We start from the raw sequence: 21056 nt of genomic DNA, 5'->3' as shown, positions 1-21056 counted from the left end.
ATACGTATCGCTATTTCGGCTTTTCCATTGGATTATGAGCTGGTGATTTTTGTCGATTTTTGGTTGATATGCTAGTTATTACTCATTTTATCTAACCTAATAATTTATTTAAATAAATAAAGACAGGATTATTTTGTCAAAAAGTTTCAGGAGTGTACTACATTTATGTATAAAAAACCTAAAAATAAAATAGATAACAGAAAGTGAATATTCTCTAGTTTGCTGTTTCGTTTGATTTTTAAGTAACGTTAAACCTTTGCTATTAACCTGTCGTATTTCGCTCAGATAGGTTTTGTTATCGCCTTTAGCTTGCTTTTTTAATTTATCTTCAATTGATTTTTATATTTTAATCAGATTGTTAACACCATAATTAATGGTTTTATAACGTTCATTTTTACTACTTAAAGGGATAAAAACTTTAATTGGGCTTTATTTAGCACGTGATAAGAGGTTTGGCTACAGACCATAAAGCGTTTAGCCAAATTAGTAATGGTTATTTTTCTTTATGATATCAGCGCCCTATCGCTTGACTGTGATAGAGCGTTCATTTTGTTTTTTATGGATACTTATAACAGTAATTTTTCAAATTACTAGGGGCAGTTGATCTTTGCTGTACATAAATTGCTCAACAATACATTGGCAGCCATATTAACATAAATGCCAGTGATACCATACTGGCATAATTCCTTTCTAACTTATCGTATCTAGTTGATATTGAACGATATTGCTTGATTCTAGCAAAGGCATTCTCGACTAAATGACGATAGCGATAAAGGCACCTATCCATACTGTTTTTATCTGTATCCTTACCATAATTACGTTTAGCAATCACCGTTCGTCCGCCTTTTTGACGAACAAAGCACCGAAAAGGCTCTCTTCAAACGTCATCCGATGCTCGGATTTATTATAAACTCGGCCGGTATTTTTCATTATTTGTAGTAGCTTTTCCCACCGTTTATCTGTTAGCATTGTTCTTGGCATGATGAATTGAGTTATGGTTGTTTTTTGCAGAATTATTATAACTCACATCATGCCGTCTAAAAAATAATCACGAAAGATCAACACGCCCTAATTACCCTGAAAGTAAAATAACAATATCTGATTACGAGGATATTTCTAATGATTTAGATGAAAAATGGATTTCAGCTCCCTTTCAAGTTAATAGCGAAGGTTTGGTGATAAATATGTCTGATGGTATAAAAAATTATAATATGATCTTAGATAGTGCTGCCACTACTTCAATTTTAAAAGAGCAATCACTTTCACCAAAAACAACTATAATTAATAATGATGGAAGCGATGATAAATTTGTATCTATTAATTTTAATAATATTATTAATGATAACATTGAGGCTGTTATTCTAGATTCTATTCCAGATGAAATTCAATCGGATGGTATAGTAGGACATGATTTTCTTAGTAAAAATATAGTAAAGATTGACTTTAAGAATAAGCGACTTTGGGTTAGGTTTTATGAACTAAAATAATTTTTTACTTTCTATTATTCAATGCTGAGAAAATAATAATTTCTACATATAATGCATAGCAATCTCCAAACTGTGGTGGTGCGAAGTAGCTAGTATTATAAATCACCTTTCTACTGTCTTCACTCCACCGTGTTTAAAATTGCACTTCATGTTTGAATTCAGGTTTTTCTTTATAGAAATGAAAAATTTATTCACAAATCAGTCAGAAATGTTATTGATTTTATTGGGTTTTTTATTTTGGTTATATTACTCAAAAGAGCACCTTATCAATACCAATAAAACGCCATTTTGAGTAGAAAAGCAAAACGCTATAAAACCATTCTTACAATATCGATTTCGCCCAATTCTTTATAAAGATTCTCGATCTGATCAATATGCGTTGCATTGATGGTAATTGAAACTGAATGATAATTACCTTTACTGCTCGGTTTAATTGATGGCGTATAATCACCTGGAGCATGCCGCTGAATAACAGATACCACTTTGTCGACAAGCTCTGGTTTGGCTTCTCCCATAACTTTATAAGTAAAAGAACATGGGAACTCTAATAATTCATTTAATTTTGTTGATTGCATAATTTTATTTTCTCAGTTACTGATTCGATATATTGGCATCAAGGATCATTAGTATATATAGACGATTTAGCATTCTTCAAGTAACCAATAATAAACATCGCTTTTTAAAGTATATATTTTAAGCTATGATAAGAAAATTCTAACATAGTGAAATAAACGTATCTTGCTATTTACTATAAGGCTAAAACATCATGTCATCTAATTCCAATCATAAAGAACCTTTCGGCACATTATTAGGTTATGCACCAGGCGGTGTTGCTATTTATTCATCTGATTATGAAACATTAGATAAAAATCAATATCCAAATGATGCGTCATTTCGTAGCTATTGTGGATATGAATATATGGGCTACAAATGGCAATGCGTTGAATTTGCAAGACGATTTTTATTTTTAAATTATGGCATTGTTTTTACTGATGTGGGAATGGCACATGAAATTTTTTCACTTCGTTTTTTAAGACAAGTTGTTAATGAGGCAATTTTACCTTTACAAGCATACGCTAATGGCAGTAAAAAAATGCCAGAGGCGGGCTCGTTATTGATATGGGATGATGGTGGCGTGTTTGATCGTACAGGTCATGTTGCGGTTATAACCGAAGTATTTGAAGACAAAGTACGAGTAGCAGAGCAAAACGTTATCCATATGCGACTACCTATTGGTCAACAATGGACGCGAGAACTAAAGATGACCGTAACAAGTGAAGGTTATCAATTACATGATACGTTTGATAATACTAAAATTTTAGGGTGGATGATCCAAACTGATGATACAGCATATAGCTTGCCACAACCAGCAGTGCCTAGCCCATTACTGACTATTCATAGCGCTCACCTTAAAAATGAAGGGCAATTTGATAAAAAATGGCTAAATGAGTCAGATCCATTAGACAACGCCTATGTATTAGCAGCAGGTCATGCTATTAGCCATGATGATCATTATCGTTATTTCATAATTTCGGAAAGTGCTGAACAAGAATTAATTCGAGCCACCAATGAATTACATTTAATGTATTTACATGCAACCGATAACGTTTTAAAAGATAATGATTTATTGAGGAATTTCAATATTCCCGAAATACTTTGGCCAAGATTGAGGCTTTCATGGCAGCAACGCCGTTACCAAATGATAACTGGACGATTAGATTTTTGTATGGATGAACGAGGCTTAAAAGTGTATGAATATAATGCTGATTCCGCCTCGTGCCATACTGAAGCGGGAGATATTTTACAAAAATGGGCTATTCAAGCTGGATTAAATCGAGGAACTAACCCTAGCAGTGGTTTACTCAATGCCTTAGCTAACTGTTGGCGACATAGCGATGCCCAACCTTTTGTCCATATCATGCAAGATAATGATAGTGAAGAAAATTATCATGCGTTATTTATGCAAACAGCGCTTACTCAGGCCGGATTTGATAGCAAAATCTTACGGGGACTAAGTGGGTTAAGATGGGATAAACGTGGTCGACTTGTGGATGATGACGATCGCCAAGTCACCTGTGTTTGGAAAACATGGGCTTGGGAAACGGTATTAGAGCAACTTCGTGAGGAAAGTGAAGCGCAAATTGCAGGCATACCAATTCGCACTTGGCATCCAGAAAATACAGTCAGGTTAATTGATGTATTATTGCGACCAGAAATCTCAGTTTTTGAGCCATTATGGACGGTAATTCCAAGTAATAAAGCTATTTTACCTGTATTATGGTCACTGTTTCCAAATCACCGTTATTTATTAGAATCCACATTTGAACTCAATGAAAGCTTAATTAAAAAAGGTTATGCTGTTAAACCAATAGCAGGACGCCGTGGAAGTGATATTCAATTAGTCAGTAATCAAGAACAGATCCTTGATAAAACAGTTGGACGTTTTGCTAAACAAGAAAACATTTACCAAGAGCTATGGTGTTTACCAAAAGTCGAAGATCGCTACCTACAGCTATGTACTTTTACTGTTGGTGGACATTATGGTGGAACTTGCTTACGCTCCGATCCTTCTTTAGTTATAAAAGGTGAAAGCGATATGCAACCATTGCGTGTATTAACAGATGATGAGTTTTTGAAACAATCTTGTGAAAAAGTTTCAGGAGAAGTACGTGTTTAAGTATAAAAAAGGACTTGTTAGTTATTGCTAATTGATTCTAAAATAAATATAAATCAATTGATTATTAGTATTTATTTATAATTTATACAAGTTGGTCTATTTATGACACAACCTAACAAAAATATGCTTAACACTCATAAGTCTATAATGACATCAATTACAATAATGGTGTTTTCTGTTAAACTTGTTTTTGTTGTAAAAAAATGTTAAGAAATAAAAATAATGTAAAAAATAGAAAGGAATATATGGCAAATACATTACTTAGAAGTGGCGATATCAAAGATTTCAAAATGTTGGGATATGATGGTAAAGCAGCTTATTTGGTAGCGACTCAAATTCGTGAAATGTTTAGAGTTAAGCTAGGTAAACAATATGCTGATTATTTAGCCATTCCTCAGCGTAATGATCAAGGTAATATTATTGATTGGTATATTCCTTTTGATTCAAATCAGCCTGATGGTCAATATGATATTATTCCTTGGACATCCGCTAGCGAATCAGAGCAGGAATCAGCGCTGATTTTGCTTAAAGAATTTGAACATAAAGTCATGAATTTGGGTAAGCAATTAGCTAGCAACCCAAATTTAGATGGCGATCAACTGCTTTTTAGTCGACTTATTTATGATCCCAAAAATAGCGTCGATAATGCTGAATCTAATTTGATGGCAATCCGTTTTCCAAGTAATCAGTTTGTTTACATTGTTAATGGTCAACCTGTCATTACTTTTTGGGGCTTTGTACATCCTCAAACGCCTCAAGTTAATTCACCATTCTATTGTTTAGAACCAGTAAAAAAAGTCACACCAGCAGCGACTGTTACTCCACCGCCGATACCAAAACCAATCAATACCAAACCATGGTGGAAACGTTGGTGGGTATGGTTATTAGGCTTGTTACCTTTGTTATTGCTTCTTTTAGCCTTCTTTTTATTACGAGGCTGCTGGTTAAATCCTAAAATATCGGTTAATCCGTCATTATCGTTACCTGAAAATGGTAATGTCAGTGTACCTGTTGTTAATGATGAAAAAAAGGTTGAAAAAGAACCAGAACGAGAGTTAAAAACTGAAAATGTTGTGGTAGATAATCGGTTAGGTGTTGCTGGTAACAGCATAGTAAATGGTGCGATTTCTGGCGATGCTAACACTATCCCTAATAATACTAATGTTGCTAGTGATTCAGCTGGCCATTCTATGCCGCTTGGCAATAACGAGGGCAATAATACACCAAGCCCTGATGCTCAAGATAATAAAAATGAGCAAATAGTGCCTCCTGATGTTGGTAATTCTGATAATAAAGATGAAAAATCGGCACAATCCGATAATACAAAAGATAATGCAGATGGGAAAAATGAGCAAAATAGCACTGTTCCAACATCTACATCATCAGATAATGTTAATCCTGCTGTTGATCAAACAAATAACTTAGCGCTACCTGCTGATGCAATAAAAGAGGGGTCAACAAAATTCTTAAATGGCCAATGGTCTGTCAATGGTGGTATTCAAGACAAAGCTACAGGTAAGCCATTGCAATTAAGTTATAACTTTAACGATGGAAATGGCGAGGTCACAGTAACACGTAGTGATGGCGTGAAATGTGTCGGTAAGGTTGGTACAAATATCAAAGATACTCATTTAGCTATTGCGGGTAACAATGAAGCGATTTGTAGTGATAATAGCAAATATCAACTACCAAACATTCAATGCACACCTGGCAACAATAATAAAGCTAATTGCCAAGGAATTTATAATAATGGGACTTCATTCCCAATAACGATGAAAAAACAATAAAGGTTATATATGCTTCCAGAATTACGCAATTATGGTCAAGAAGTCACACTTATTATGAATAGTGGTATTCAGTTTCTTGACTTTGCACTTAAAATCGATTGGAAAGATAATCAATGGCGCAGCAAAGTTAATGGGTGTTTTATTGATCCCTCAGAAAGTGGTGCACTAATTAGATTGATTGAAGATGTCGACAGTGGTCAATTTTTTACGCCTGATAACCGTGCGTTTGCAGTTAAACCAACACAAGAAATTAGCGTTGATCAATCATTAAAATTATTTGATGGTATTTGGCTACCTGTTCCTGTTTTACGTTCAATTCCTCCTGAACGTTTTGATAAAGGCCCACATAACTGGAGTCGAGTTCGAATTGTTAATATTCCCGAAGGGGAAGATCCTAACGGCAATACACACCGAATCACGTTTGCATTTGATACAAAAGTATTTGCGAATTTACAAGATGTTGCCTACCTTGCCCCAACCGAAAACGATGTAATGACCGGTGCTGTATTTAGTTTAGCACATCGTTCCGATCACGTGTCATGGTTTTTAGAACTTAAATGGATAACCAGTTGGTTAATTGATCTCTTTCAAGAGTTGGCGCCACAACCTGAGCGCTTAAAGATTCATAAAGATGATATTAATCAAGAAATAAAAAATAAAACTTACTATGGGCATTACCTAAACATTATCCATTTACTTGCTGATTCATTGCAATTGCCAACAATTAAAATTGTGTCAAATAATAAAGATGATATTGTTAAATCAATTCCTGTTGATATGATTTTAGATGTGGGAAATTCTCGAACTTGTGGCATTTTAATTGAAGATCATGCTCAAGATAAAGATAGTTTAAATCATCGTTATGAGCTTGAAATTCGTGATTTAACTCAGCCAGAGCATATCTATAATGAACCATTTGAAAGCCGTGTTGAATTTGCTCAAACTTTTTTTGGTAAAGAACATTTTTCATTGCAAAGCGGACGCCGTGATACGTTTCGTTGGCCAAGCATTGTTCGAGTAGGAAAAGAAGCTAGCAGACTTGCCAGTCGGCGTGAAGGTAACGAGGGATCAACTGGACTTTCAAGTCCAAAACGTTATTTGTGGGACCAAGACAAATACGAACAAGGTTGGCGTTTTAATTCTTATTATGTAAAAAGTGATCATGAACCATTTGCAACTGCTGAACCTTTCTCAAGTTTAATTAATGAATATGGTGAAGCACTGCACATTCTTAGCAATGATATTCAAGAAGAGTATGATCGCAAGATGCCGGTATTCCACCCAAAATACTCAAGAAGTTCGTTGATGACATTTATGCTATGTGAAGTGTTGATGCATGCATTAATGCAAATAAACAGCGTCGCTCAACGTAATAAACTGGAACACGCTAAAACGCCACGCAATTTACGCTCAATTATTTTAACTATTCCACCAGCCATGCCAAAGCCAGAGCAAGCAATATTTAAAAGTTGTGTATATCAAGCAATTGGCTTAGTTTGGAAAAGCCTTGGTTGGGATGGCTTAGATGATAATATTGATTTTAACAACCCAGAACAGCTAAAAAGTGTATGGCCGAATATTCCTGAAGTCCATATTCAATGGGACGAAGCAACTTGTGGCCAAGTGGTTTATTTATTTAACGAAACACAAAATAATTATAATGGTCGTTGTGAAGAGTTTATTGCTTCAATGGTGCGTCCAAGTAAAGTAGATAAACAAAAGCTAACTATTGCAACCGTTGATATTGGTGGTGGTACGACGGATTTAGTGATTAACGACTATCAATTAGATTACGGAGCAAATGGGCAAGCCAATAGCAGTAATGCTTATATTGTACCAACACAGCGTTTTCGTGATGGATTTAAAGTTGCAGGAGATGATATTTTACTTGATATCATCCAAGATACGGTGTTAACCGCTTTGACAAATGGCTTAAAACAAGCAGGTATTGCTGACCCTAACCCAATTTTGTCCACCATTATTGGCTCTCAGCAACTGTCTATTCAAGATGCGGTATTGCGCCAGCAACTTACCTTACAGCTATTTACACCAGTTGGATTACAAATATTAAAAGCGTATGAACTTTATGACCCATTACACTCAGAAAAACACGATTATCGTTCAACCTTTGGTGAATTATTACAACATAACACAATGACTGACAATGTGCTTAATTTTATTAATGAACCTATTAAGCGCGCATTAAATAATCCTGATTTTTCAGTACTTGATTTGGATATCGAAATTAATCTAAAACGCATTCATTATCTGTTTATTCGTGGTGATTATTATAATATTTGTAAAACATTTGATGCACTATCCGAAATTATTAGCTGCTATCAGTGTGATGTGCTTTTATTAACGGGTCGTCCTTCTCGTTTACCGGGCGTTCAGAGTTATTTCCGATCACGTTTATCAATGCCTGCAGGGCGAATTTTACCGTTACATGGTTATTATACGGGGGGATGGTATCCGTTCCATAAGCAAGAACGCATTGATGACCCTAAAACAACCGCAGCGGTGGGAGCAATGCTGTGCTTTTTAAGCAAAAATCTAAGGTTACATAATTTTTATTTTAGATCCTCAAATATAGATTTATATTCAACCGTTAAATACATTGGACTTTTAGATAATCTTAATATGATTAAAAAAGAAAATGTCTATTACCAAGATATTGACTTAGATAATCCTGATTATGACTTTCCTGAGCACTCGTTCGAAATTAGAGGTACCACAAGGCTTGGTTTTAGGCAACTTGACGTTGAAAGGTGGCCAGCATCACCTATCTATATATTAACTATTGAAAATAGTGAGGTGGCTAAGCGTTTAAGTGCCGATGGTGTGATTTTAGAAGTTACATTAGGAATTAAAAATAAACAAAAAACGGTTGAAAATTTTTATATTAAAGATGTAAAAGCCTCGGATGGGCGTGCTTGTAATAAAAATCAGGATATTAAACTAAGCTTAAATACTATGGTTAATTCTGGATTAATTAGCACACAATATTGGCTTGATAGTGGAATGATAAAACGATGAAAAACTTAAACGAACAACTACCTAAATCTTGGGATCAGGTCTATCAAGCATCGGCAGAGGCCATTGATTGGGTGAATCAAACACGCCATTCATCTAAACGTTTAGATAGTGAAGCGGATAATTTAATTTTAGATTTACGCCGTTTACGAAACAGTGCAAAACGATTGGGCGATGTATCAACTAAATCTGTTGCGGTTGGTTTTTTTGGTTTATCACAAGCGGGTAAATCTTACCTTATTTCAGCACTTGCTGCAGGTGAAAACGGTAAACTAGAAACAGTTGTCGATAATGAAGTGTTAGATTTTATTGACCATGTTAATCCTGTCGGTAGTGGTAAAGAGGCAACGGGACTAGTGACACGTTTTAGTCGCATTGCTAAAGGCGGTATAGCTAACTATCCATTAGAATTAAAATTATTTAAAGAGATAGAAATTGTAAAAATCTTAATAAATGCTTATTTTAAAGATTTTGATCAGCAAAAAATCTCCAATAAAATCGACTTTTCACAGTTAAACCAGTTGATCCAACGTTTAGAAAACAAAAAACAAGCCCACTATGTTGGTGGTGTGAGTGAAGATGACATTGTTGACCTATACGATTATTTATCTGAAAACTTTGGCAACTCGCTTGAAGAATTAAAAGGCGGTTATTGGGATAAAACCATTCACCTTCTGCCTTATCTAACAACAGCTGATAGAGGTGAGCTGTTTTCGGTTTTATGGGGTGGAATTGCTGAACTCACCAATATTTATACACAATTGGTGTCAACTTTATCAAGTTTAAGTTATGCTGAAACAATATACGCGCCACTTTCTGTCTTAATCAAAGATAATAATGGTACTAAGTCACAAATCGATAGCATTATGAATGTTGATATTCTTGAACGATTGAATACCGACAAAGATTCTTCAGTCACCATAACACCATTAAATGGCGAACCCGTTGCAATCTCTTTAGCACAACTTGCTTTTTTAACTGCTGAATTAATCTTTCCATTAGTCAATAAAACTAGAGTACCAACGTTTGAAAATGTGGATTTACTTGATTTTCCTGGATATCGAGGGCGTTTAAATTTGATATCGATTTCAGATGTTAAAGAAGGTAACCCAATTGCTCAACTTTTATTACGTGGTAAAGTTGCTTATCTATTTGAAAAATACACTGATAGCCAAGAAATGAACGTACTTGTTGTCTGTACACCATCAGATAAACAATCCGATGTTAATGATGTAGGTCCTGTACTTGAACGCTGGATCGATAAAACACAAGGCGAAACGGCTGAAAAAAGAGCCACTAAAAAAGCAGGGTTATTGTGGGCAATTACCATGTTTGATAAACGCATTGGCACATCATTAACGCTATCTGAAGATAATCTTAAAAATAGCTGGGGTAAAGGCGGTTTACTACAGCAAACAATTTTAGAACGGTTTGGTAGTTATGATTGGTTAAGTAACTGGTCAAACGATCATAAATTTAATAATGTCTTTTTAGTCCGTAAACCTGGATTCGATGTGCCATTTTTAAATGTCGAACCAAGCACTAGCCAAGAGCTTGATTATAGAGAAAATTATCAAGATAAAATGAATGTATTAAAAAGTACATTTGTGCAAAATAGTGATATTAAAGAATATGTGTTCCAGCCAGAAGAAGCATGGGATGCCATGTTAAAGCTTAATGATGGTGGCATAGGGCGAATTAGCCAATACCTAGAACAAGTTGCTATTACAGAAGTTAAACAACAACGAATTGTTGAACAACTTAACGAAAAAATTGAGTATATCATCAATATGCGTTTTGATACTTGGTATCAAGCGGACAATGATGAAGCATTAGCTAAGAAAAAGCAGATCATTGCCGATGTTGTTAAAGAGTTACAAAGTAAAGCATTATTGTTAGGCGAACTACTCAAAACCCTTGAATTACCAGACCAAACTATTAGAGCTCTTTACCATTCTAGTACTATGGATAATGAAACGGCTCAAGATGGTAACGATAATTTATTAGATAATTTATCAAACGATTTTGGTTTAAATGCTGATTTTGAATTGTTTTCTGATTCAAGTTTATCACTAACAGCTAAATCAACAGAAGTATTACCAACTGAATCAAAGTTTGCAACAACAGTCTTTTCGGCATGGTTAGAACATTTAAGAAATATTGTGTTAGATAAGCATATTCTGCAATTTTTTGGTATTGATAAAAAGTCACTTTCTTTTATTATTGAAGAACTTATTACTGCTGCAAACCGAATGAAATTGGAAGAAAGTTTAACTAAACGCATTTTAAATAATGAAAATATAGGTAGTAAACGTGATGATCTTGAGTCTAGACAGATCAGTACTATTCATACTTTGCTAGCAGACTTTATTGCTTGGCTTGGTTTTATTCAAGGACAAGCAAGTGATATACCAATGAGTCGAGTTAATCAAGGTAAGCCGATATTTTCTTCACCATCAAGTGAATTTAATGCCCAATCATCGAATTCATTACCAAAACTGAACGATCACACTAAAAATTATTCTCAGTATGCGATATTTGATTGGTTTATTGCGTTTGCAACACTGGCGCAAGAAAATGTTGGACATCATGCAGGGCGAGAAATTAGCCAAGAGCAAAATAGCCGATTAGGCGAGATTCTGGCTTCTTTTAAACAATCGCGGATTAATTAAAAATAGCATCACTACACAATAAAACATAACAGGAAAGCTAATTTTGCATAAACGAGCTTACCTGCTTAATAGTAATAGATTGCATGAAAGATACTCACATATTTGAGTATAAAAATAGAGGATATCATGGCATTAAGAATTGAGTTAAGTAGTTATAAACCCGGTATTGTGAAGTTTTTAGCTCAAAAATGGAGCGGTAGTTCTGATATTGATATACTTATCCAACGAAATCAAGATGGTTATTATTTATCAGCCATTAATCAATGGAGCCCTGAAAAAAGTTGGCACCCCCTTGAAAACATGTCAGTTGAAAATGAACAATTAACAGGGTATGTTGGCGAATGGTTAGTTGACTCTTTGGTGATACAAGAAAGTCAGCTCCGATTTCTTATACAAGTTCGTGATAAGCAAAATCAAAGTTATGTTGATAGTGGTGTTGTTAGTATTGAGGATGATGTTCTTCCTTCCATTGCATTAAGCACACAAACAGCCCAACCGAATGTTCAACAAGCAGAACCTATAATTGAGCCAGAGGTTCAAGAGAACTCACCATTAATTGAAGAACCTAACCTTGATGCTGAACCGGCGACATTAGACGAACCTATTGAAAACAACGCAGACCCTGAACCTAAAGCAATAGAAACAAAAGAAGTTGTTAAACCCAAAAGCCATCTTGGGCTAATTTTGGCAATTGTGATTGCGTTGATGATGTTAATTGGATTGGGTATTGCTGTGTGGTATTTTTTATTTTTCAAAAATCAATCACTGCAAATCCCATTAGTACAAACTAGTGGACAATGTAGTGTCAGTAATGCGAATACCGATGACTTAACTTTTATTCAACAATGCTTACAAACCAAACCCAAATCGGATGAAATTATTCAAGTCATTACGGAAGCTAAAAAAGCAGAAAAATGCAATATTGCTCAGCGATTATATGCAAATCAGGCACAAACCGATGCCAAAATAGCTATGTTATATGCAAAAGAGTATGACGAAAAATTTTATAAAGCCAATAACTGCTTTAAATCAGATAAAGAAACAGCTATTTATTGGTACGAAACATCGTTAACCAAAGAACCTAATAATAACTTTGTTAAAGATCGTTTAACACAATTACAAAATTAGTGAGGAGCAAGAATGAATAAATTAGCTGTCTCAAAATTCATTTCGACGATAGGTCTAACATGTTTACCTTTGATGGGGTTTGCTATTGAGCCATTAAAACAAGATGGTAAAACAACCCTATACCAACGCGTATTAAGCACACCAACATGTGAATTAAAAACCAATATTACCGATTCTAAAGGTAAATCAGTTCCTGCTTTTTCACGTTATTATGTTTATGAGCGCAAAAATAATAATAATCAAGAGTGGCTTAAAGTAGGACCTGACTCTTATGGTAAAACAATAGGTTGGATTAACAATTCGTGTGCAATTGCTTGGAATATGCAAATGACATTAGTTTTTACTAACCCCGTTGATCGTGATCCTTTATTATTTTTCAAAGATAAAGCGACATTAACCAAAATAGTCGATGCAGACAAACCCGAAACCTTATTAAAACCGATTCGTGATGCATTAAAAGCCAATAAACAAGTAACAGAAGTCGTTGCTCAGGAGCCAAAAGAGTTTGTTGATTTTAAAAGTAACTTCTATTTATTGCCTATTTTGCAAGGTGAAGAAGTCATGAATGGGCAAGGATTTTATGAACGTGTATTAGAAGTTGCCTCAGTAAGCAAACAAGATACTTTGATAAAAAATAACACCAAATCAACCACAAACCAAACGACAGATGATAGTACTAATCAAGTTGTCCCATTTAAAGCTGCCATTGTGTTTGTTATCGACTCGACTATCTCTATGGATCCTTATATTTCAAGAACTAAAGAGGCGGTAGAGCGTGTTTATCAGCATATTGAAAAAGAAAACTTACAAGGGCAAGTTAAATTTGGATTGATTTCATTTCGTTCTAGCTTAAAAGCATCGGATAAACTTGAATTCGTCACTAAAGTTTTTGCTGATCCCAACAAAGTCAAAGATAAAGAAGATTTCAAAAAACTAAGTGCTTCACTTAAACAAGCTTCTGTTTCTACCTCGTATTTTGCCGAAGACTCTTATGCGGGGGTTGCTCAAGCATTAAATGACATTAATTGGAATAGCTTTGGTGCACGTTATATGATCTTAATCACCGATGCTAGTGCCATTCCAGGCGATGATAAGCTATCAAGTACAGGTATGGATGCTGCTCAGTTACGGCTTGAAGCTCAGCATAAAGGTGTTGCCATTTATGCGTTACATTTAAAAACACCAAGTGGGGGTAAAGATCACCAAATTGCAGCAACGCAATATTCAGATCTAACTTATAACGATTTTATTCATAAATCACTTTATTACCCAGTTAACGCAGGTGATGTGAATGAATTTGGTCAAAAAGTGGATTCATTAGCAAAAGCACTATCAGAACAAGTAAAACTTGCTTATCAAGGCGAAGCGTCTGTTGGTAATGCGCTTAATGCAAAAGATAGTGATACAGACATGTTGAAAGATGCATTATTACTTGGTAAAGCAATGCAGCTTGCCTATTTGGGGGATGTTAACGGTACTAAAGCACCGTCAGTTTTTAAAGCTTGGATTGCTGATAAAGATTTTGTTAAACCGACCATACCAACGGCTGAACCGCGCATTTTATTAACTAAGTCTCAATTAAGTGATCTAAGCGATATTGTTAGCAAGATCGCTAATGCAGCTAATGATGGATTGATTTCTGCCGATGATATGTTTTCGCAACTTCGCTCTGTTGCTGCCGCAATGGGACAAGATCCAAGTAAATTAAAATCAGATTCTGTCACAAAAATTGCTGATTTAGGCTTGTTAGGTGAATATTTAGATAATATTCCATATAAAAGCGATGTAACGGGGCTTGATAAAGATACATGGAAAAGCATGAGCGGGCTTGAGCAAGAAAAGTTCATCCGTAATTTAAATAGTAAAATTCGCTATTACCAAAAATGTAATGCGGATGTTGACCGTTGGATATCATTGGCTGAGGGAAGTGATCCTCGTGAAAATGTGTATCCTATCCCATTAGAAATGTTGCCATAATGCTGTGTTATTAGAAAACATGTTAACTATCAACCAACTTGCTATTTCGCGCTCAACAGGCAAATCCTTTTTTAGTGTTTGCCTGCCAAATCTAACTGTAAAAGCGGGTGAAGTCGTTGTTATTCAAGGCGATAGTGGTGCCGGTAAAAGCACCTTACTTGAAATGGTAGGAATGATTTTAAAACCAGATAACATTGGTAGCTATACCATGGCTATAGATCATTGTGATATCGATATTGCAACGCTAATTAAGCAAAATAAGATCGATCAATTAGCTAATATTCGAGCTAAATATTTAGGTTTTATGCTACAAACAGGTGGATTATTGCCATTTTTAACGGTTCGTGACAACATTTTATTATCATTAAAGTTATTACAAAAAAAAGTGGATAATAATCGGTTTGATTATTTAGTGCAAAAACTTAATATAGCGCATTTAATCAATAAATACCCCAAACAGCTATCAATTGGTGAAAGGCAACGAGCCTCTTTTATTCGCTCAATTATTCATAAACCTGCATTATTACTTGCCGATGAACCAACTTCGGCATTAGATCCTTATAATGCGAATTTATTGTTTGATCTAATAATTGAACAAGCCCAGCAAGATAATATAGCAGCGATGATAGTCACTCATGATTGGCAACGCATAGCTGATAAAGGCTTATTTACCTTATCAGCTAAGTTAACTTCATCACAATCATCAGAATTTTTACCATTACAAGATAAGGCGTAAAAGATGACTAAAGCACTATCAAAATGGTTACTTATTGCTCGTTTATCTTTAGCAGACTTATGGTATGACAAAAAAGTATCATTTTGTATTATTGCCTCAGTGATCTCAGTGATTACACCACTATTATTACTATTTAGTTTAAAATATGGCATAGTTTCGCAACTTCGTGAGCAATTAGTAAACGATCCACAAAATTTAGAAATCAAAATTGTTGGTAATTTACAACTTAATGACGAAATGTTTAATTGGATAAAAAAGCAACCTGAAACCGCTTTTGTGATCCCACTTACACGCTCGTTAAACACGCAAGCTGATTTAATCAAAGACGCTAGCCATTTTGTCAATAATGCCGAAATCATTCCCACCGATAAAGGCGATCCAATAACCTATGGATTAGTATTATTGAGTAAAAATCAGATCCTATTAAGTGCACTATCGGCCGAAAAAATGCAGGCTAGCGTAGGTAGCCATATAAAAATGGCAATTACTAGGCAGCTTGATGGAAAACTTGAAAAAGGAATAACCGTATTAGAAGTTATGGGCATTATTCCCGAAAATCGTTATAACCGAGCTGCGGCTTTTGTCTCTTTAGATTTACTTATTGCGATGGAAGATTTTTATGATGGTTATCAAAGTGACATATTCAAAACATCCACAGGACAATTAAACCCACTTAACCACACATCGTTTGCTCGCGCACGTATTTATGCTAACGAACTAGATAATGTTGCGCCATTGGCCTTTAAATTACGAGAAAAGCATATTGAAACTCGAACGCAATCTAACGCAATCGAAAACGTAAAAGCGATCGATCGTGTACTTAATTTTATTTTTAGTGTTATTGCGATCACGGCAGGAATTGGCTGTATTTTATCATTTTCTGGCTCATTTTTATCCAATATAGAACGTAAGCGCAAGGATATCGCTTTCATGCGACTAATTGGTTTTCAATCTAAAGAAATTATGTTTTATTTAATCAATCAAGCGATTACATTAAGTTGCTTGGCATTTTTTATCTCTTTTGTGCTATTTTTATTAGGAAATTATGCGTTTAATACGATTTTAGGTGAAAATTTAGTTTCACAACCTATTGTAAGTCGATTACAATTTTATCATTTTATTATTGCATTTATGCTGATCCTATTTATTTCAGCTCTAGTTGTAGCCATAGGAGGTCGACGTGCTATTAAGATCCAACCAGCAGAAAGCCTGCGTGAAGCATAATTATACTCAATTAGCATGTTTTGGATTGGTAGCAATCTGTTTAATTCCGTCGTTAAGTTTTGCAGAACCTTGGGACAGCAAATTTTACAACCCAAAGCCCGCAAAAGATGACGTAATTTTACCTATGCCGTGTGATGGCAGTTTAGTCATGAAAAAGGTCTTCACACCAACTAATAAACCACTTGATGATGTCAAAATTATTTTAGGTAGTAACCAAAAAGAGCTTGGTTTTGCTGAATATGCAACACCAAATTATATTTCTGGTAGCTTTTCTGACTCGGGCAATGAAAGATATTACCTAATAGGTAAATATGAAATTACTGCACTACAATACCAAGCAGTCATGAATGACACTTGCCCAACAGCTAAATTAAATCTTTCTTTTCCTATCACTGATATTAGTTGGTTTGATGCTATTGCATTTACTGACAAATATAACCGTTGGTTAATTAAAAATCAGGCAAAAATAAAATCAAATTCTATTCCTAAAGGATATATTCGTTTGCCTAATAATACGGAATGGGAATATGCAGCACGAGGTGGGGCAAAAGTAACTGAATCGGAGTTCCGTGAATCACGATTCCCTATGACAGGTAATCTTGAAAGCTATGCGTGGTTTTCTGGCGCTAAGTCAGCTAATGGTAAATTACAGCTTATTGGAAGATTAGAACCAAATCCGCTAGGTCTTTATGATATTTTAGGCAACGCTAGCGAAATGATGTTTGACTCATTTAGAATGAATAAACTTGATCGCTACCATGGTCAACAAGGTGGAATGATTGTGCGTGGTGGCAGCTATTTAACGCCTGAATCATCAACCACTAGTGCTTTTCGTACTGAAAAACCTTTTTATGATGATAAAGGCGCTTATAAAAGTAAAGATGTTGGGTTTCGTTTAATTTATACCACAGAAGTAATGAATTCTAATGATAAAATTAAAGAGCTAGATAAAGAATGGAGCGCATTAGGCAACGAAACAGACAACACCAAAAGTAGCAATGTTGTTGGTGAGCTTGAAAAAATCACCAAACAAGTCGAAGATGAAAAAACCAAAAAAGAATTAAATCAACTCAACACACTTTTACGCAGTGCAAACCAAGCGCGTGACGAACAACGCGATCGCTCCATACAATCAGCATTACAATTAGGCGCATTTTTGTGTGCTAATGTTTCAGATTTAAATAGCAAGTTTGAATATAATGACAACTTATATAAAACAATGGTTAATGAAGTGTGTGATCCAAAAGAAACAGACACACTAGATGACAGCAACATGTGTTCAAAAGTGAAATTAGATAATTTAAAACAGGTTGTTGATGAATCCAAAAGTGCGCGGGATTTTATATTAAAATATTATTCCGATACCATTGTTAACACTGCATCAAACTATGAAAAAAAGACAATTAATGATCAAGCTAAATCAACACAATTTATTTTAGAAAATAGTGGCAAAGCAAATATGAGCGATTATTTAAAACTTTATTTCAAGCATATTAATCAATATGTTGAATCAGGGAAAATCGAACGAACAGCTTGGCTACAAACATGTAATGAAATAAAAGGAAAAAATAATGAATAAAATTATAGTAGCCATTACTTTATGTTTATCGCTGATTTTAACAGGTTGTCAAGGGGCTGGTGGAGTAAGCTCTAGAAACGTCGATCCTGCATTAACTAAAAGCAATACAGCCAAATTTTTTAGCAAATCAGCATGGCAATCTTGTGCTATTGGTGCGGGTTTAGGTGGTATTGGCTGTGTATTAGCAGGTGGAAAAACTAAGGTATGCCTTGCATCTGCGGCGGTTGGTTGTGGTGTGATGATGGGCGCAAACTATTATCTTGATTCTAAACGTGCTCAGTACGCTGATGCCGAAACACGTCTTGATGTTTATATCCAAGACATTCAAAAAAATACCTACGAAGTGCAAGCTGTGACCGAAACAGCTAAAGCTGTATTAGATAAGAATTTAGCAACACTTAAGATATTAAATAATCAAATCAAAAAAGACACATTGAATAAAAAACAAGCTCAAACCGATTTAGCACAAATTGATGCCAATATTGCCTATTTGACAGATAAGTTACAGAGTATGAAGAAAGTTGAAAATGATTGGATTTTAATATCATCCCAAGAACAACAATCTGGTGTAAAAGTATCAAAACTTGATAAACAAATAAACCAATTACATAAACAAATTTCAGTACTTGAAAATCAAATTACTCTTGTTACAAAACAACGTTCAGCAGTTAAGGTTAGCTAATTATGAAAAAAAGATATCTTTTATTACTCAGCCCACTTGTTTTTTTAGCGGGTTGTTCAACAACACTTGAACAGTGCGATCCCAAAAATACAGATATTGGTATTATCGATAAAATTAGCTGTAATTATTCAGGAAATTACCAAGCTCGGGTTGATCATAAACAACAAATTCTTGAAAATGAAAAAAGAGCCAATCAGCAGTTTAAAGAAATTTATGCCACTATTGAAAAACAAAAAAATGATAGTGCATTAAGTATTAAACAAAAACAGGCACAACAACAAAAACTGAAAACTGATTTAACTAAACTCACTAACGAAATTAAACAAAAAGCTAAAGGTCGTAATGACTTACAAGCCCAAGTATCTGATATTGAGCAACAACTTAAAAAAGTGAACAGTTCAAGTAGTTCAGAGCTTGAAAAACAAGTTGAGTTAGACAAGCTAAACAAAAAACTACAACAATTACAAAAAGCACTCAATATATAACTATATTGCTTGTTCAATAAAAGCTGAAATAAAAACAGAAAAAGTTAAATGAACACCTAAGTAAAGAGAAGAGCATTAGCAATGCAACGAATAACAAGAATTGTGTTTGATCATAATAATATTGAAAAGAAGTCTTTATTAGAACAATATCATTCTTTATTAGCATTGCTAAAACCTCATTTAACTGAACGGACATTTTCAATTTTAGCTATACCAAAATTAATTGATGATAATCAATATATTGCTTGGCATACTCCGTTAGAGGGGCAACCAATCTTATTGAGCAATATCAGTAATGAATCACAAAAAAATAAGATAGAAAAAACTCTACAAAATCGCCTCAACGATATTGAAGAAACAGTTAAATTAATTGCTGTTACTGACCAACAACGAGTATTTCTTTCATCATGGTTACCTAGGCTAAAAAGCTTACGTAACTCTATTTATGTCATTAATGATGATCCTGTTATTGTTAACACCTTTGAAGATCCTATTTTACCTGCTTTAGCTCCTGTTCCCATTATTGCAAAAACATCATTTTGGCGTTGGTGGGATTTTTTACTTTTAGGCTTATTACTCCTTGGACTACTTGGTCTGCTTTGGTATTTATTTTGCCCATATGGAAAAGAAAAGCCCGTAATTGCTGAACCAGTACTAACTCAACCAGTTGAAGAAAAGAAACCAGAACCTACTATTATTGAAACACCTAAGAAAGAGCAACCACCTGTTGCAAAATCTGAGCCTGAACCGATAGTACCAGCCCCCATACCTGCGCCAATACCAGCACCAGTACCTAAAAATTGTATTACTCGTCAACAAATTGCGAATAATGCTGACACACCTAAAATGGTTATGATATTTGACAATTCAGCATCAATGAAATTGACATTGATGGAAACGCCAGAATCTATTGATAAATACTTGCATGCTGATTGGTATTCAATGAGCGAAGATGAGGCCGACGCATATCAAAAACGCATGACACGTTTACCTAATCGTTTATCAAGTAGTAAAAAGGTTGCATTGTCAGCCATTGATAAAATACAACCAAATATTAATATTGCGTTAGTTACGCTTTCTTCTTGCCCTGTGGCAGAAACGACTTCGTTTTACAGCTATAATAATAGAGGTAAGCTAAAAAATAAAATTAATCGATTAAATCCATTAGAAAGCCACAGCTCAACGCCTTTATATAGCGGTATACAGCAAGCTAGTAAAATGCTTAATGGTGTAAAGCATGATGATTACATATTAGTAATTAGTGATGGTGCAGATAATTGCACCAAAGCAAATATTTGTACTTTAGCGAGCGAAATTGCCGCTAAAAAACCTCGCCTAAAAATCAACATTGTTGATATTGCAGGCGAACATAAAATTGACTGTGTAGCTAATAAAACGGGTGGTAAAGTTTATATAGCTCAAAACCCAACACAGATAGTCAAACAAATGAATAATGCTGTTTCGAATATGAATATTAGTAAACCGATATGCGAATAACTATTTTTTTAAACAATAGGCTATAATTAACTATCGAATTTATTATAAATTTATTTGTAATGACTATAAAAATAATAATGAAATGTAAGGAC

14 protein-coding genes and 1 pseudogene are annotated in these 21056 nt (G+C 34.6%); 13 read left to right on the top strand and 2 right to left on the bottom strand.

The genetic code is table 11. The annotated features are described in order from the left end of the window. Positions 1-625: 625 nt before the first annotated feature. Positions 626-981 (bottom strand): annotated as a pseudogene (locus tag GQ590_RS12865) (transposase). Positions 982-1184: 203 nt separating this feature from the next. On the opposite strand from GQ590_RS12865, the gene GQ590_RS05425 reads away from it, so the two are divergent. Beyond that, positions 1185-1487, top strand: coding sequence for a hypothetical protein (locus tag GQ590_RS05425; protein ID WP_160405777.1), 303 nt, complete (start codon positions 1185-1187; stop codon positions 1485-1487). 308 nt (positions 1488-1795) lie between these two features. Here the strand turns inward: GQ590_RS05425 and ybeD are convergent, their stop codons facing one another. After that, positions 1796-2062 carry a DUF493 family protein YbeD gene (ybeD, locus tag GQ590_RS05420; protein WP_065636438.1) on the bottom strand — a complete coding sequence of 89 codons (267 nt, stop codon included), beginning with the start codon at positions 2060-2062 and terminating at the stop codon, positions 1796-1798. Between the two features lie 191 nt (positions 2063-2253). Here ybeD and gss point away from each other — a divergent pair, with 191 nt between their 5' ends. From gss to GQ590_RS05360, 12 genes are all read left to right on the top strand, one after another. Further along, entirely contained in the window at positions 2254-4164 is a 1911-nt protein-coding gene (gene gss, locus GQ590_RS05415) for a bifunctional glutathionylspermidine amidase/synthase (protein WP_160405776.1), read from the top strand. 245 nt (positions 4165-4409) lie between these two features. Then, on the top strand, positions 4410-5951 hold the full coding sequence (locus tag GQ590_RS05410; protein WP_160405775.1) for an SrfA family protein: 1542 nt from the start codon (positions 4410-4412) through the stop codon (positions 5949-5951). A gap of 9 nt (positions 5952-5960) precedes the next feature. Continuing rightward, positions 5961-8987 carry a virulence factor SrfB gene (locus tag GQ590_RS05405; protein ID WP_160405774.1) on the top strand — a complete coding sequence of 1009 codons (3027 nt, stop codon included), beginning with the start codon at positions 5961-5963 and terminating at the stop codon, positions 8985-8987. Beyond that, positions 8984-11656, top strand: coding sequence for a putative virulence factor (locus GQ590_RS05400; protein ID WP_160405773.1), 2673 nt, complete (start codon positions 8984-8986; stop codon positions 11654-11656). Before GQ590_RS05405 ends, GQ590_RS05400 begins: the two co-directional genes overlap by 4 nt. A 126-nt stretch (positions 11657-11782) precedes the next feature. Further along, positions 11783-12784: a hypothetical protein gene (locus GQ590_RS05395; RefSeq protein WP_160405772.1), complete on the top strand. Its 1002-nt coding sequence runs from the start codon at positions 11783-11785 to the stop codon at positions 12782-12784. Between the two features lie 72 nt (positions 12785-12856). Beyond that, on the top strand, positions 12857-14761 hold the full coding sequence (locus GQ590_RS05390; RefSeq protein ID WP_368669137.1) for a vWA domain-containing protein: 1905 nt from the start codon (positions 12857-12859) through the stop codon (positions 14759-14761). Positions 14762-14780: 19 nt separating this feature from the next. Then, positions 14781-15497: an ABC transporter ATP-binding protein gene (locus GQ590_RS05385; RefSeq protein ID WP_160405770.1), complete on the top strand. Its 717-nt coding sequence runs from the start codon at positions 14781-14783 to the stop codon at positions 15495-15497. Positions 15498-15500: 3 nt separating this feature from the next. Next, on the top strand, positions 15501-16721 hold the full coding sequence (locus GQ590_RS05380) for an ABC transporter permease (protein ID WP_160405769.1): 1221 nt from the start codon (positions 15501-15503) through the stop codon (positions 16719-16721). Next, positions 16711-18300 carry an SUMF1/EgtB/PvdO family nonheme iron enzyme gene (locus GQ590_RS05375; protein ID WP_202112889.1) on the top strand — a complete coding sequence of 530 codons (1590 nt, stop codon included), beginning with the start codon at positions 16711-16713 and terminating at the stop codon, positions 18298-18300. Before GQ590_RS05380 ends, GQ590_RS05375 begins: the two co-directional genes overlap by 11 nt. After that, complete coding sequence (locus tag GQ590_RS05370; RefSeq protein ID WP_160405768.1) at positions 18293-18982, top strand: hypothetical protein; 690 nt, start codon at positions 18293-18295, stop codon at positions 18980-18982. The genes GQ590_RS05375 and GQ590_RS05370 overlap by 8 nt, the downstream gene beginning before the upstream one ends. 2 nt (positions 18983-18984) lie before the next feature. Next, positions 18985-19467, top strand: a complete 483-nt coding sequence (locus tag GQ590_RS05365; RefSeq protein ID WP_160405767.1) for a hypothetical protein — start codon at positions 18985-18987, stop codon at positions 19465-19467. A gap of 81 nt (positions 19468-19548) precedes the next feature. Next, on the top strand, positions 19549-20964 hold the full coding sequence (locus tag GQ590_RS05360; protein ID WP_160405766.1) for a VWA domain-containing protein: 1416 nt from the start codon (positions 19549-19551) through the stop codon (positions 20962-20964). Positions 20965-21056: the final 92 nt, after the last annotated feature.

This window comes from Gilliamella sp. Lep-s35, from assembly GCF_009795845.1.
Taxonomy (GTDB): domain Bacteria; phylum Pseudomonadota; class Gammaproteobacteria; order Enterobacterales; family Orbaceae; genus Gilliamella.
Note: the sequence above shows the minus strand (reverse complement) of the source record. Positions and strands in the feature narration are given on the sequence as shown.